Source organism: Huintestinicola sp. (assembly GCF_050874005.1).
Lineage (GTDB): Bacteria > Bacillota > Clostridia > Oscillospirales > Ruminococcaceae > Huintestinicola.
In genome coordinates, this window is the sequence record NZ_JBNMJV010000033.1 from 19,196 (window position 1) to 31,996 (window position 12,801).

At 46.5% G+C, this 12,801-nt stretch carries 13 protein-coding genes; 1 reads left to right on the forward strand and 12 read right to left on the reverse strand.

All coding sequences use genetic code 11. The annotated features are described in order from the left end of the window. Position 1: 1 nt before the first annotated feature. The 12 genes from infB to ACR0QN_RS10790 all read right to left on the reverse strand — a co-directional run bounded on the left by infB (position 2) and on the right by ACR0QN_RS10790 (position 11,091). Positions 2-2,647: a translation initiation factor IF-2 gene (gene infB / locus ACR0QN_RS10735; RefSeq protein ID WP_432651214.1), complete on the reverse strand. Its 2,646-nt coding sequence runs from the start codon at positions 2,645-2,647 to the stop codon at positions 2-4. A 27-nt stretch (positions 2,648-2,674) separates the two neighbouring features. Next, positions 2,675-2,986 carry a L7Ae/L30e/S12e/Gadd45 family ribosomal protein gene (locus ACR0QN_RS10740; RefSeq protein WP_432651215.1) on the reverse strand — a complete coding sequence of 104 codons (312 nt, stop codon included), beginning with the start codon at positions 2,984-2,986 and terminating at the stop codon, positions 2,675-2,677. Continuing rightward, complete coding sequence (rnpM, locus tag ACR0QN_RS10745) at positions 2,973-3,221, reverse strand: RNase P modulator RnpM (RefSeq protein ID WP_432651226.1); 249 nt, start codon at positions 3,219-3,221, stop codon at positions 2,973-2,975. The genes ACR0QN_RS10740 and rnpM overlap by 14 nt, the downstream gene beginning before the upstream one ends. Positions 3,222-3,285: 64 nt before the next feature. Continuing rightward, complete coding sequence (nusA, locus tag ACR0QN_RS10750) at positions 3,286-4,329, reverse strand: transcription termination factor NusA (RefSeq protein WP_432651216.1); 1,044 nt, start codon at positions 4,327-4,329, stop codon at positions 3,286-3,288. 38 nt (positions 4,330-4,367) lie between these two features. Beyond that, positions 4,368-4,886, reverse strand: a complete 519-nt coding sequence (gene rimP / locus ACR0QN_RS10755; RefSeq protein WP_432651217.1) for a ribosome maturation factor RimP — start codon at positions 4,884-4,886, stop codon at positions 4,368-4,370. Between the two features lie 226 nt (positions 4,887-5,112). Continuing rightward, positions 5,113-5,487, reverse strand: coding sequence for a RidA family protein (locus ACR0QN_RS10760; RefSeq protein WP_432651218.1), 375 nt, complete (start codon positions 5,485-5,487; stop codon positions 5,113-5,115). Between the two features lie 16 nt (positions 5,488-5,503). After that, positions 5,504-6,136: a CatA-like O-acetyltransferase gene (locus ACR0QN_RS10765; protein WP_432651219.1), complete on the reverse strand. Its 633-nt coding sequence runs from the start codon at positions 6,134-6,136 to the stop codon at positions 5,504-5,506. A gap of 3 nt (positions 6,137-6,139) precedes the next feature. After that, complete coding sequence (gene ilvA / locus ACR0QN_RS10770; RefSeq protein ID WP_432651220.1) at positions 6,140-7,336, reverse strand: threonine ammonia-lyase; 1,197 nt, start codon at positions 7,334-7,336, stop codon at positions 6,140-6,142. Positions 7,337-7,885: 549 nt separating this feature from the next. Continuing rightward, a complete protein-coding gene (gene thrH / locus ACR0QN_RS10775) occupies positions 7,886-8,488 on the reverse strand; it encodes a bifunctional phosphoserine phosphatase/homoserine phosphotransferase ThrH (protein ID WP_432651221.1) in 603 nt (200 codons plus the stop codon). 122 nt (positions 8,489-8,610) lie between these two features. Beyond that, positions 8,611-9,768: a cellulase (glycosyl hydrolase family 5) gene (locus tag ACR0QN_RS10780; protein ID WP_432651222.1), complete on the reverse strand. Its 1,158-nt coding sequence runs from the start codon at positions 9,766-9,768 to the stop codon at positions 8,611-8,613. A gap of 5 nt (positions 9,769-9,773) precedes the next feature. Continuing rightward, positions 9,774-10,160, reverse strand: coding sequence for a metal-dependent transcriptional regulator (locus tag ACR0QN_RS10785; RefSeq protein WP_432651223.1), 387 nt, complete (start codon positions 10,158-10,160; stop codon positions 9,774-9,776). Positions 10,161-10,242: 82 nt separating this feature from the next. After that, the gene (locus ACR0QN_RS10790) at positions 10,243-11,091 is read right to left on the reverse strand and encodes a hypothetical protein (protein ID WP_432651224.1); all 849 of its coding nucleotides are present in this window, start codon (positions 11,089-11,091) and stop codon (positions 10,243-10,245) included. 184 nt (positions 11,092-11,275) lie between these two features. On the opposite strand from ACR0QN_RS10790, the gene ACR0QN_RS10795 reads away from it, so the two are divergent. Beyond that, positions 11,276-12,622 carry an MATE family efflux transporter gene (locus ACR0QN_RS10795; RefSeq protein ID WP_432651225.1) on the forward strand — a complete coding sequence of 449 codons (1,347 nt, stop codon included), beginning with the start codon at positions 11,276-11,278 and terminating at the stop codon, positions 12,620-12,622. Positions 12,623-12,801: the final 179 nt, after the last annotated feature.

Genomic DNA, 12,801 nt, shown 5'->3' on the forward strand with positions numbered 1-12,801 from the left:
ATCAGTCGGGACGATATTCCTCAATGATGAATGCCTCGAAGATATCGCCTTCCTTGATATCGTTAAATTTTTCAAGTGTGATACCGCATTCGTAGCCCTCAGCGACCTCCTTGACATCGTCCTTGAAGCGCTTGAGGCTGGACATCTTATCCTCGGCGATTACGATACCGTCACGAACAACTCTTATCTGACTCTGCCTTGTTACCTTGCCGCTGAGAACATAAGAACCCGCAACAAGACCAACGCTGGATATCTTGTAAACCTGTCTTACCTCGATACGACCCATAGCTATCTCTCTGAACTTGGGAGCAAGCATACCCTTCATAGCGGTGCTTATCTCCTCGATAGCGTCGTAAATGATGCGGTACAGACGGATATCAACGCCGTCACGCTCTGCATTGTCCGCAGCAACGGGATCGGGACGTACATTAAAGCCTACAATTATGGCATTTGAAGCGCTTGCAAGCATAACGTCGCCCTCGGAAACAGCGCCAACAGCCCCGTGGATAACTCTGATACGCACCTCGTCGTTGGAGAGCTTTTCAAGAGACTGCTTTACAGCCTCAACAGAACCCTGAACGTCAGCCTTGACGATAATGGGAAGTTCCTTGATCTCGCCCTGCTCGATCTGGCTGAAAAGGTTGTCAAGAGTTACCTTCTGATACTGCTTGAACTGCTCCTGCTTAGCCTCGTGCTTACGCTGCTCAACAAGCTCTCTTGCAAGACGTTCGTCCTCAACGGCGTTGAAGATATCACCTGCGGAGGGGACCTCTGCAAGACCTGTTATCTCAACGGGATAGGAAGGACCTGCCTCGTGTACAACAGCGCCCTTGTCGTTAGTCATAACTCTTACACGGCCAACAGCGGTGCCTGCGATTATGATATCGCCTGTGTGAAGAGTACCGTTCTGAACGAGAACTGTTGCGATAGGACCTCTTCCCTTGTCAAGACGTGCTTCGATAACAGTACCCTTTGCGAGACGGTTGGGATTAGCTTTAAGCTCTGCCACCTCGGCAACGAGAAGTATATTTTCAAGCAGATCGTCAATGCCCATACCGGTCTTTGCGGAAACGGGAACGCAGATAACATCGCCGCCCCATTCCTCGACAACAAGATTGTGCTCTGTAAGCTGCTGCATAACGTTCTGAGGATTTGCACCCTCCTTATCCATCTTGTTGATGGCAACGATTATGCTTACGCCTGCAGCCTTGGCGTGATTTATAGCCTCAACAGTCTGGGGCATGATTCCGTCGTCGGCAGCAACTACGAGGATAGCGATATCCGTTACGGAAGCACCTCTTGCACGCATTGATGTGAAGGCTTCGTGACCGGGGGTATCGAGGAAGGTGATCTCCTTGCCCTTGCAGTTAACACGGTATGCACCGATGTGTTGGGTAATTCCGCCTGCCTCGGAAGCGGTAACGTTTGAGTTTCTTATCCTGTCGAGAAGAGAGGTCTTACCGTGGTCAACGTGACCCATAACAACTACAACAGGCGCTCTTTCAACGCCCTCGCCGTCGTCGTCGCTGTCGTCGATAAGTCTTTCCTCAATTGTAACGATAACTTCCTTTTCGACCTTTGCACCCAGTTCCTCGGCAACGAGAGAAGCGGTGTCAAAGTCGATTACCTGATTTATTGTGCACATCTCACCGAGACCCATAAGCTTCTTGATGACCTCGGTAGCTGTAACTTTAAGACGTGAAGCAAGCTCGGAAACAACGATCTCATCGGGGATAAGAACCTTGAGCTGCTGCTTTCTTGCACGTTCAAGCTCAAGTCTGCGAAGCTTCTCAGCCTCGGTCTCCTTTTTGCTTGAATACTGCTGCTTGTTTCTCTGAGCAGATTTCTGGGTAAGCTTCTGCTTCTTGGAGAAGTTATCCTTGCCGTGTCTGCCGTTTCCGCCGCCGTTCAGAGGAGCAATATTCTCGTACTTTTCGTTGTACTTGTCGATATCAACATAGCTGCCTCTTGTATCAACAGTACGTGTCTTCTGCTCAACCTTTACGCTCTCTGCAGAGAAATTGCCGTCAAGCTTGGTCTTTGTGGACTTATTGCTGTCGGCAGGCTTGTTTTCCTGCTTCTTCTCGGAAGTCTTTGCAGCCTGATTTTTCTTCTGCTCGTTGGTTTTCTGAATCTGGCTCTCAAACTTTTCAACAGCGGATTTCTGAGTATCCTTGCGGATAGGAGCAGTCTGCTGAGGCTTGTTTTCAGCCTTGGGAGCAGCCTTGGGCGCTTCCTGCTTCTGAGGCTCGGGCTTTTTATTCTCCTTTGAAGTTTCCTGCTTTGCGCTCTTTTCGGCAGCTTCGGTCTTCTGAACAGGCTTAGGTTCAGCCTTCTTTGCAGCAGGCTTTTTCTCTGCTGTCTGCTTCTGAGCGGCAGGCTTCTCGGGAGCAGCCTTTTCCTCTGCAGGCTTCTGCGCAGGCTTGTCGTTTCTTGTTGCATAATAAGGATCAAAGCTGTCGACCTGATTATTCTGAGAATAATACTCGAGAATAATGTTCAGCTCATCCTGATTAACGCTTGCTGACGGCTTCTTAGCAGTGCCGAACTTTTCGCTTACAAACTCTGCAAGCTCCTGACCCGAAATTTTCAGATCCTTGGCTATATCGCTGATTTTATTTTTCGTCTGTGACTGTTTTGTACTCATAGGCTATAAGACCCTCCTAATATTACGTTACTGCCGTAAAAGCTCGCAAAGCTTCTTCGCAAAACCCTCGTCGCATATACCTATAACTCCCGCTTTTCTGCCCGTACCGAACTCTATCTCGGCAATGGTAACAGGAACGGTATGAACTTCTGTTGAGTTTTTATCGGCGAAAAATCTGACTTCCTTTTCCGTCTTTGCGGAAATATCCGAGGCAAGAAGAATGAGCCTTGCTTTGCCCGTCTGAATGGACTCCTTTACCGAGTCAAAGCCCATAGTCATTCTTCCCGCTTTTCTGCAAATCGTAAGCAGATCAAATATCTTTTGTTTATTGCCGTTCATTCAGCTCTCTCTCCATAGTGTCGTAGACCTCGTCTGATATGCGGCATTCAAAGCTTTTCTCGAAGCGTTTAGCCTTTCTTGCAAGTCTGAGGCACTCCGCATTCGGGCAAACATACGCTCCTCTTCCGGACTTCTTTCCCGTAAGATCGAGAGATATCTCTCCGTCGGGTGACTTAACCGCACGTATAAGCTCTTTCTTAGGCTTCATCTCGCCGCAGCCGAGACACATTCTCATAGGTATCTTCTTAACGCCTGCCACAATATCACCTCGTTTTATCTGATATATATATCAATGCGGATCACTCCACAGGATTTTCGGGCTTGATGTCTATCTTGAAGCCTGTGAGACGGGCTGCAAGCTTGGCATTCTGACCCTTGTTTCCGATTGCGAGAGAAAGCTGATTGTTGGGCACGATAACTGTGCACATCTTCTCCTCGCCCTCGGCGATGTCAACTCTTATAACGTCCGCAGGAGCAAGAGCCTTTGCGATAAATACCGCAGGGTCCTCGTCATAAACGATAATGTCTATCTTCTCGCCGCCCAGCTCCTCAACTATCTTGCTTATTCTTGAACGTCTGGGACCGATGCAGGCGCCTACGCAGTCAACATTGGGGTCCTTTGAGCAAACGGCGATCTTGGTGCGGGAACCTGCTTCTCTTGCTATGGACTTTACTTCAACTACTCCCTCATATATCTCGGGTATCTCAAGCTCAAAAAGTCTCTTTACCAGATCCTTGTGAGTACGGGATATCTTGACGGAGGGCTTCCTGTCGGGGTTTATGATCCCAACTACGTAAATTTTGACAATATCGCCTTCGGTAAGTACTTCGCCGGGTATCTGCTCATTCTTGTAAAGGCATATCTCATTTTTGTCAACAAGCATAATAGCATTTCCCGTAGCAGGCTCTACCTTCTGAACTGTAGCGGAGATTATCTCGTGTACCTTATCCTTATACTGAGCGATTATCTTTTCCTTTTCAAATTCCTTCACATCGTGTCTTATGGACTGCTTTGCATACTGAGCCGCAACTCTGCCGAACTTTGCGGTGTCCAGCTTGTAGGGAACAGCGTCGCCGCATACGCAGTTAGGAACGATAGTGCGTGCCTCCTCAATGTTTATCTCGTTAAGGTCGATAGGCTCGTCGTCAACAACATTTCTCATAACGCATACATCAAACTTGTTTTCTGCAGGGTCAATGTCAACGAGAAAATCGTCGCAGTCGGGATATTCCTTTCTTACAGCCTTTAAAATACCCTGTTCGATCTTCTCCACAAGAGCGTCAAGCGGAATGTTGTTTTCATTGGCGAGACATTCAAGTGCGTCAAAAAATTCCTTATTCATTTTTCTTATATTCCTCCTGAAAATATTATATTTTGATCTTATTCATCGCTCAGAAATTCTTCGGGCAGCTCCTCGTCGTCATAGAGCTTCACAAATGCGGTATCGGACAATACTATCTCCTCGGTGCCCCGCTCTGTCTCTACCGTAATGCTGCCGCTTTCCTTATTATACGCTGTCAGCACGGCTATAAATTCCTTAACGCCGTCTTTTTCACGGATATATCTTATGCGCAGCGGACATTCAAGGAAACGCTCAAAATGCTCCTGCCTTTTAAGCTCCCTGCCAAGCCCCGGAGAACCGACCTCAAGCATATACTGCTCGTCTATCGGGTCACGCTCGTCAAGAGCCGCAGAAAGGGGTCTCGTCATAGCCTCGCAGTCGTCCATATCAATGTAGCCGTCAGGCTTTTCGATAAGGACCCTGAGATATCTGAGAGCGCCCTCCTTGTCGTAGGTGATGTCCCAGATGGTAAGCCCGAGACTGTCGGCAATGGGTTTTGCTATTTCAAACACAGCCGCAACCGTGTTTCCGCCCTTGCCTCCCTTTTTAACTGCCATAAACATACCTCCATCAAACAAGAAAGACCGGATTGCTCCGATCTTTGCCTCAAACTATTGGTGTACTGTAATTATTATAACACATTTTTCTCCGAAATGCAAGGGCTTTTGAAAAAAATTTGTCGGTAATCGGTAAAAAAATACCGCCCAGCACCCCGAATTTATGTACATTTAGCTTAAATTAAAGCACAGGAGCCGGAAAACCGCTCCCTGTGCCGTAAAAATATCAAAGTTCAGCGATAACTTCTACCTCAGCAAGAACGCCCTTGGGAAGCTTTGACACCTCCACGCAGGAACGAGCAGGCTTGCTTGTGAAATACTCGCCGTAAACCGCATTGAAAGCTGCAAAATCGTCCATATTGTCAAGGAAGCAGGTAGTCTTTACCACATTGTCAAAAGTGCAGCCTGCCTCGGCAAGAACAGCCTTCAGATTTTCGCAGATCTGTCTTGTCTGAGCTTCAATGCCCTGAGCCTCAACATTGCCCGTTGCGGGATCAATTGCTATCTGACCCGATGTGAAAAGAAGATTTCCGCTTTTTACTGCCTGAGAGTAAGGACCGATAGCATCGGGAGCGTTTTTTGTGTAGATTTTTTCTGACATAATAAATTCCTCCAAATTATTTATATTCATTGAGATAATTTTGCAGTCTTTCTGCAAATTTTCCAATGTGGATACCGTCAACAAACGAGTGGTGTGCCTGAACGGAAACGGGAATAAAAATCCTGCCGTTTTTCTCATAATATTTTCCCCAGTCAAAAAGCGGAGTGGCATTATCTTTTCTGCCGCTGTTGGTATGGGAAATATGGGTATATGTTATCCAGGGCATAGGAGAACATTGGAACACATCGTTTCCAAGGGGACCCGTAAAATATTCCTTCTGCTCCTCAGCCGTCTTTTTGGCAAGTCGGACATATTCGTCAAGAGTGTCTTTAATAGGAACATTTACCACCTTGAAAAGCTCCGTTTCCTTATTCAGATAGGTAAATGCCGTATCAATGCTATCAAAAAGCACGACCTTGCCGTCAGCAAAGCGGTATCTGAATTCTTCGATTTCATTGGCGCATTTGCAGACCGCATAGACCATAGAAAGGGTAAAGGAATATCCCTTTGCCTTAATATTTTTCAGGAACTCTGTAATATCTGCCTCAAAGGTAACGCAGAAGGACGGCTCAATGCTGTTTCTGAAAACCATACAATGCATTGTACGCTTCCAAGTTTTTTCATCAATTTCCGTATATCTGTTCGGCATAGCTTACACCAGCTTAAATCCCGCACCGGTAAGCGCATTCCGTATCTGAGCAATATGCTCGTGATTTCTTGTTTCAAGGATAATTCTCAGGTAACAGCCGTTGATGTCCGCACCCTCGTTTGCACGCTCGTGGTGAACGGATATAACATTGCCGCCAAGAGAAGCGATTATATCCGAAACACCCTTCAGCTGACCCGGCTTGTCGATAAGCTCGATGTTCAGCAGACAAGTCCTTCCCGATTTAAGCAGACCTCTCTCAATAACACGGCTGAGAATTGTAACGTCAATGTTACCTCCCGAAACAAGGCAGATGACCTTCTTGCCCTCTATCCCGGGTATCTTGTCAAACATAACAGCCGCAACGGGAACCGCTCCCGCACCCTCGGCAATAAGCTTATGCTGCTCCATAAGGGCGAGTATTGCGCTGGATATCTCGTCGTCGGTAACTGTAACTACACCGTCAACGTATTCTTTGCAAAGCTCGAATGTATTAACACCCGGCTCCATTACCTTTATGCCGTCAGCAATGGTGGAAACGGAGGAAAGACGCTCTATTTTTCCGTGTGCGAGAGACTGCTCCATACTTGGTGCACCTGCCGCCTGAACGCCGTATACCTTTATCTCGGGTTTCAGCTTTTTGAGAGTGAACGCAACACCCGAAATAAGTCCGCCGCCGCCTACGGGAACTACAACAGCGTCCGCCTCGGGGAGCTGCTCAAGGAGCTCCAGACCGATAGTTCCCTGTCCTGCGATAACATATTCATCATCAAAGGGGTGGATAAATGTATAACCCTTTTCGTCTCTCAGACTGATAGCCTTTGCGTATGCGTCATCGTAAACACCGTCCACAAGGCATATGTCCGCACCGTAGGAACGGGTAGCCTCGATTTTTGAGATAGGCGCAGCGTCGGGGAGACATATAAGGGATTTTATGCCGTTCTTGGCAGCAGCCAAAGCCACGCCCTGAGCGTGATTTCCTGCGCTGCAGGCAATAACTCCCCTTGCTTTTTCCTCGTCTGAAAGCTGGGAAATTTTGTAATATGCTCCTCTCACCTTGAAGGAGCCTGTTACCTGTAAATTCTCGGTTTTGAGATAGACCTGGCATTTGTCCGAAAGCTTTGGAGCAGGGATAATATCGGTTTTTCTGATAACCTCTTTAAGCTTGTAAGACGCACTGTAAACCATATCAAGTGTAAGCATAACCATTCTCCTTTTCATATTGGCGCAAACCGATTTTCGGAAAATAAAAAACCTCACCCCTTGTTATCAAGAGGTGAGGACAAATGTACCCACGTTACCACTCTTATTGCACCGATAAACAGTACCGCTCAGTCTGCCATCAAACAATAGCAGTTCTCTGTAACGGGAGAAGCCCGCTGCCGCCTAATAAGCCAAAGCCTTTCAGCCGCAAAGCTCAGGGGTGATGGGAGATTGCCTTTAAAGCCGCCTGCTCACACCAAATGCAGGCTCTCTGATGACTTTTCACGGGCGCTCCGTCCCCGTCAGCGCATTTGTAACATATCCGATACTTTTATTATAGCCTAATTTTCCGATTTGTCAAGTACTTTTTCAAACAATTTACCGGGAATCTCTGAAAACCTCCTTCACGGCAGCTTTTCTATGACTTATATCATCTGCTTCGTTGTCAGACCTTGTAAGACATCAAGTATTACTGCGGTCTGACGCCTTGCATCTGATATAAGTCATCATGAAAATCTGCTCGTGTCCCGGTTTTCAGAGAATCCCCAATCAGTCAAGCACCTTTTTAATAGCAGCCATAAGCTCCTCGTAGGTCTCGAATGCGGGCAGCTCGGGGTTGTCGTTCTTGATCTTATCTGTACTCTTGAAAAGGAAGCCTGCCTTGCTTGCCTTTATCATACCGAGATCGTTGTAGCTGTCTCCGCTGGCGATGGTGTCATATCCGATGGACTGGAGAGCCTTTACTGTGGTGAGCTTAGACTGCTCGCAGCGCATTTTAAAGCCTGTTACCTCGCCGTTTTCGGAAACCTCAAGTGAGTTGCAGAAAATGGTGGGCCAGCCCAGCTTCTTCATAAGAGGAGAAGCAAACTGTGTGAATGTATCGCTGATGATAATTACCTGTGTCAGAGAACGAAGCTCGTCTAAAAACTCCTTTGCTCCGGGCATAGGGTCTATCTTTGCAATGGTGTCCTGAATTTCCTTTAATCCAAGACCGTGCTCCTTGAGGATACCGATGCGCCATTTCATAAGCTTATCGTAATCGGGCTCGTCACGGGTGGTCTTTTTCAGCTCGGGGATACCGCTGGCCTCTGCAAATGCTATCCATATCTCGGGAACGAGAACACCCTCAAGATCGAGACAAACTATATTCATATCATATTTCCTCACTTTTCGTAATTTTCCTCCCGTATGATACGGGAAATTCTTATCTGATTATATCACATTAAGAGTTCAAAGTCAATATTTCGGAAAAAATTATGGTAATCCCCTTCTTATCAGTTGTCACCCAAAGGGAAAATCTTATCCTTTATCATATCACGCATTTTAGTCACCGCAGGCATAAGCTCGGTAAGGCTGCCGCAGTCGTCAACGCCGTTGGAAGTCCACGCCATAACGCCGTTCCAGCCGTTGTTATATGCGTTTTCGTAATCTTCCTCGGAAGTTCTGCCGCTCTCGCTCTTGACCGCCGCCTCGCCTATGACGCAGGGCTTTGTTCCGTCAAGTCCGAATGAAACGGGAGACTGCTCAAAGGGATAACCCATATAGGAATTCTGCCAGAAATAATAGTGGGTGGAATAAAAGTCAAGGTATGCGTTCTCTCCGCCAAGAGATTTGAGGAACTCGTCGGAAACATAGTTGCCCTCATACTTGTCCGAGTTGTACTTCACCATTCCCAGACCCACCGTTACCAGCTCGTCGGAATTTTCGTGAATGGCGGCGGAGCATTTTGCAAAGAATGTGGAGAGCTGTTCCCAGCCAACCTTGCCGCATTCGGCGTTTTCGTGTACCCAATCTGGCTCGTTCATAAGATCAATGCTCCAGAGACTGGGGCTGTTTCCATATCTCTCCACAAAAGGGATAACGTAGGAGTCGATATATGACTGTGTGGCTGTATCATCGGATATCATAGTTCTGAATTTATCGCAGCCCGTGTTTCCGTCCTTGAAATGGTCAAAGGAAAGAAGGGTAGCCATTATGTAGATATCGTGCTTCTCCGCAAGCTCGAAAAGTTTGTAAAGGTCGGTCCAATGCTGCTCGTCAACTGCCTGAACAGTTCCGTCGGTTCTGAGACGAACAATGCTCATTCCGTTACAGTTCACCCATATTCTTGTAGCGTTTACTCCTGCCTCGTGAAGCTCGGCAAAATGATTGTCCCAGAAGCTTTCATCAAAATTTCCGCCAAAGTCGTTCCAGTTCTGCCAGGGAGTGTTCACTCCGTTTATCCAAAGCTCCTTGCCGTCCACCTTGAAAGATGTTCCGTCAACGGTGACACGCTTCTTTTCGTAATCAGCCGAAGAAGCAGCCAAAGACGTTGTGTCCTGTGCGGCGGATCCGCTCTGAGTATCTTCCGATGTATTGTTTTCTCCCCCGCAGGCTGTCATAGACAGAAGCAGAGAAGCTGAGAGAACTATATTCATTACCCTGTTTTTCATATAATTTAATTTTCCTTTCCTGATGTGTATTCTGCGGTAAAATGCTTTAATTTTTCATAGCTTTCCTCGCTTATGATATGCTCGATCTTGCAGGCGTCGTGCTCTGCGTTTTCGTGGCTCACATTAAGCACGTCCTCTAAGAAACGGGTGATACTCACGTGTCTTTCATATATTGACTCCGCTTTTTTTCTTCCTTCTTCGGTCAGAAGTATCTGACCGCCTGCCTCAACGGTTATATAACCGTTTTTCTTAAGGATATTCACCGCTCTGCTGATGCTGGGCTTTGAATAATTCAGCTCGCAGGCAATATCCACCGAACGGACAAAGCCTGTTTTTTCGTGGAGCAGAAGAATGGTTTCAAGATAGTCCTCGCCTGATTCATATATGGGCATAACATCGCTCCTTTTTGTTTATTACCACATATTATAACATATCCCGTAATATTCTTCAAGGGATTTTTGAAAAAATTGGTTCTTATATAAGTCCCGCCGCCTGAAATCCGAATATCCCTGCTATAACGCAGAGGCTTCCTGCAAGAGACAGCTTCGAAGGCTTCTCCTTCTGTGAAAAAAATCCCGAAACGAACATAACTATAAGTATCATAGGCTGAATGAACGAATAATTCGTAAGACTCTCGGCGGCAATGCGGTTTTCGCACAGAAGTCCTAAAGCATTAGGCAGCTTGCAGGCAAGCACAATGAGCATTCCCTTCATCCCCTCGGGGCTTTCCTTCGGTATCTTCAAAGGCTTTGCGGCAGGAAGCATTATGAGTGCGAGTATCACCAGAGCGCATAAAAGGGTCATTGTGGAGGATATATAGCTTTCTGCAGCTTTCATAATAAAACCATAGCTGAATTTTGCGGCAAGATACAGCACAAGAGGCAGGGCGATCTTTTTATAATCCACCTGTTTGCGTCCCTCACGGGCGATAAGAAAAAGCCCTGCGGCTGTTATGATTATACAGAGTATCTTCAGTCCCTTTATGTCCTGTCCATACAGGAAAACGTCTGTAAAATAGGACATAAACAGGGTAAGCCCCAGCCAGGCTTTAAGCTCGAATACCGACATCTCGGCAAGTATCCTGGCGCTCATTCCGAATTCCAGATATTTGCTCAGAACGATAAGTCCGATAAACAGAAAGCTCATAGGACTGATTGTGAAATGCATATCCGAAAACGGCAGAGTAAAAAGCAGGAAAAATACAGTTCCCGACGCCATTAAAAAGGTCAGCTGAGGACCTGTGTATTTACATTTGCTGACGGCGTATTTATCGTTAAGTGAGGTAATGGAATAGAGGGCAACTACGGTTATCATCAGAAGCATAGGACGGTGTTCCTTTCCTTGATTAAAGCTGTTTAATGCATAGCATAAATAATTATAAAGCTACAGTAAAAAAATGTCAAGACAGATATTGAAATGAAAAATTCAAATACTTTCTCTTAGATATTCCATATTTAAGGTGTATAATCAGAAGAAAATGCAATACGGACAGAAAGAGGTTTATTTTATGACAGGAAATATGACAGAGGGAAAACCCCTTGCCCTTATTTTCAGATTTGCTCTTCCACTTCTTATCGGCAATATTCTACAGCAGACCTACAACGTTATCGACGCCGCCATTGTGGGACGTATACTCGGCTCGGACTCGCTGGCTGCTGTGGGAGCTTCAAGCAGCGTTCAGTTTCTTGTGCTGGGCTTTTGTATGGGAATATGCTGCGGCTTCGGTATCCCTCTTGCCCAGGCTTTCGGCGCAGGTGATATGAAACGGCTGAAAAAATTTATCTTTCACGGATATCTGCTGACGGGAGCGGCGGCGGTAATAATCACAAGCATATGCGCCATATTTTGCAGCGGTATTTTAGATATCCTGTCTACCCCGGAAAACATTTTCGCCAACGCATATATCTATCTTCTGATAATTTTTTTGGGTATTCCCTTTTCACTTCTCTATAACTTCCTTTCGGCGGTGCTGAGAGCGGTGGGCGACAGCAGAACTCCTTTTATCTTTCTTGCTATATCTACCGTGCTTAATATCATTCTCGACCTTGTTTTTATAGTCTGCTTCAAATGGGGCTGCGGGGGTGCGGCGGCGGCAACTGTAACGGCTCAGGCGCTGAGCGGAATATGCTGCTATGTTTTCATCAGAAAAAACAAGCCCGAGCTTTCCCTTGAAAAAGCAGACAGAAAATTCAGCTCGAAGGCGCTTACAACTATGATCACTATGGGTATCCCAATGGGACTGCAGTATTCTATCACCGCCATAGGCAGTATGGTAATGCAGTCGGCTAACAACGGTCTGGGCAGCGTTTACGTGTCGGGATTTACCGCAGGAATGAGGATAAAGCAGTTTATTATGTGTCCCTTTGACGCAATAGCAACTGCGGTATCGGTTTTTGCGGGGCAAAATCTGGGCGCAGGAAAGACCGACAGGGTAAAAGCAGGACTTGCCCGTGGAATTGCTGTGGGCGTGGGATACGGAATAGCCGCAGGACTTGTGCTTATCTTCTTCGGAAGAACGCTTTCGGGCATTTTTATAGACCAAAGCGAAACGGCGGTGCTTGACGCTGCGGCAAAATATCTCCGCTGCCTCGGACATTTTTACTGGGCGCTCGGTATCCTTAACGTCTGCCGAATGACCACTCAGGGGCTGGGATATTCCGGCAGAGCGGTCATATCGGGTTTTATGGAAATGATCGCAAGAATAATAGTAAGCGTGTTTTTCGTGGATACATACGGCTTTACGGCAATTTGCTTTGCAGATCAGTCTGCCTGGCTCGCTGCCTGCATTTATATTGTGCCTATGTGCTTTTACTGCGTCAAAAAGGCTGAACAGAAATGTCTGCAGGAAAAATAATGTCAAAATTCCGTTAAAAAAGCGGACGCTTTTCCAATAATGTAGGTTTGTCAATGATGCGTTACAAAGATTTTAGAAAACTTCGCCATTGGTTAAGAAAGCCTTAACATAATCGGCAGGAGATTTCCAATTTAGCGGACGCATAGGGAAATTATTGTATTTTCTGCTGTGAACAGCAA

Excerpts from the sequence above, each read along its gene's own strand:
- infB (WP_432651214.1), bottom strand. The coding sequence starts at position 2,647 with ATGAGTACAAAACAGTCACAGACGAAAAATAAAATCAGCGATATAGCC.
- ACR0QN_RS10740 (WP_432651215.1), bottom strand. The coding sequence starts at position 2,986 with ATGAACGGCAATAAACAAAAGATATTTGATCTGCTTACGATTTGCAGA.
- rnpM (WP_432651226.1), bottom strand. The coding sequence starts at position 3,221 with ATGAGAATGTGTCTCGGCTGCGGCGAGATGAAGCCTAAGAAAGAGCTT.
- nusA (WP_432651216.1), bottom strand. The coding sequence starts at position 4,329 with ATGAATAAGGAATTTTTTGACGCACTTGAATGTCTCGCCAATGAAAAC.
- rimP (WP_432651217.1), bottom strand. The coding sequence starts at position 4,886 with ATGGCAGTTAAAAAGGGAGGCAAGGGCGGAAACACGGTTGCGGCTGTG.
- ACR0QN_RS10760 (WP_432651218.1), bottom strand. The coding sequence starts at position 5,487 with ATGTCAGAAAAAATCTACACAAAAAACGCTCCCGATGCTATCGGTCCT.
- ACR0QN_RS10765 (WP_432651219.1), bottom strand. The coding sequence starts at position 6,136 with ATGCCGAACAGATATACGGAAATTGATGAAAAAACTTGGAAGCGTACA.
- ilvA (WP_432651220.1), bottom strand. The coding sequence starts at position 7,336 with ATGCTTACACTTGATATGGTTTACAGTGCGTCTTACAAGCTTAAAGAG.
- thrH (WP_432651221.1), bottom strand. The coding sequence starts at position 8,488 with ATGAATATAGTTTGTCTCGATCTTGAGGGTGTTCTCGTTCCCGAGATA.
- ACR0QN_RS10780 (WP_432651222.1), bottom strand. The coding sequence starts at position 9,768 with ATGAAAAACAGGGTAATGAATATAGTTCTCTCAGCTTCTCTGCTTCTG.
- ACR0QN_RS10785 (WP_432651223.1), bottom strand. The coding sequence starts at position 10,160 with ATGCCCATATATGAATCAGGCGAGGACTATCTTGAAACCATTCTTCTG.
- ACR0QN_RS10790 (WP_432651224.1), bottom strand. The coding sequence starts at position 11,091 with ATGCTTCTGATGATAACCGTAGTTGCCCTCTATTCCATTACCTCACTT.
- ACR0QN_RS10795 (WP_432651225.1), top strand. The coding sequence starts at position 11,276 with ATGACAGGAAATATGACAGAGGGAAAACCCCTTGCCCTTATTTTCAGA.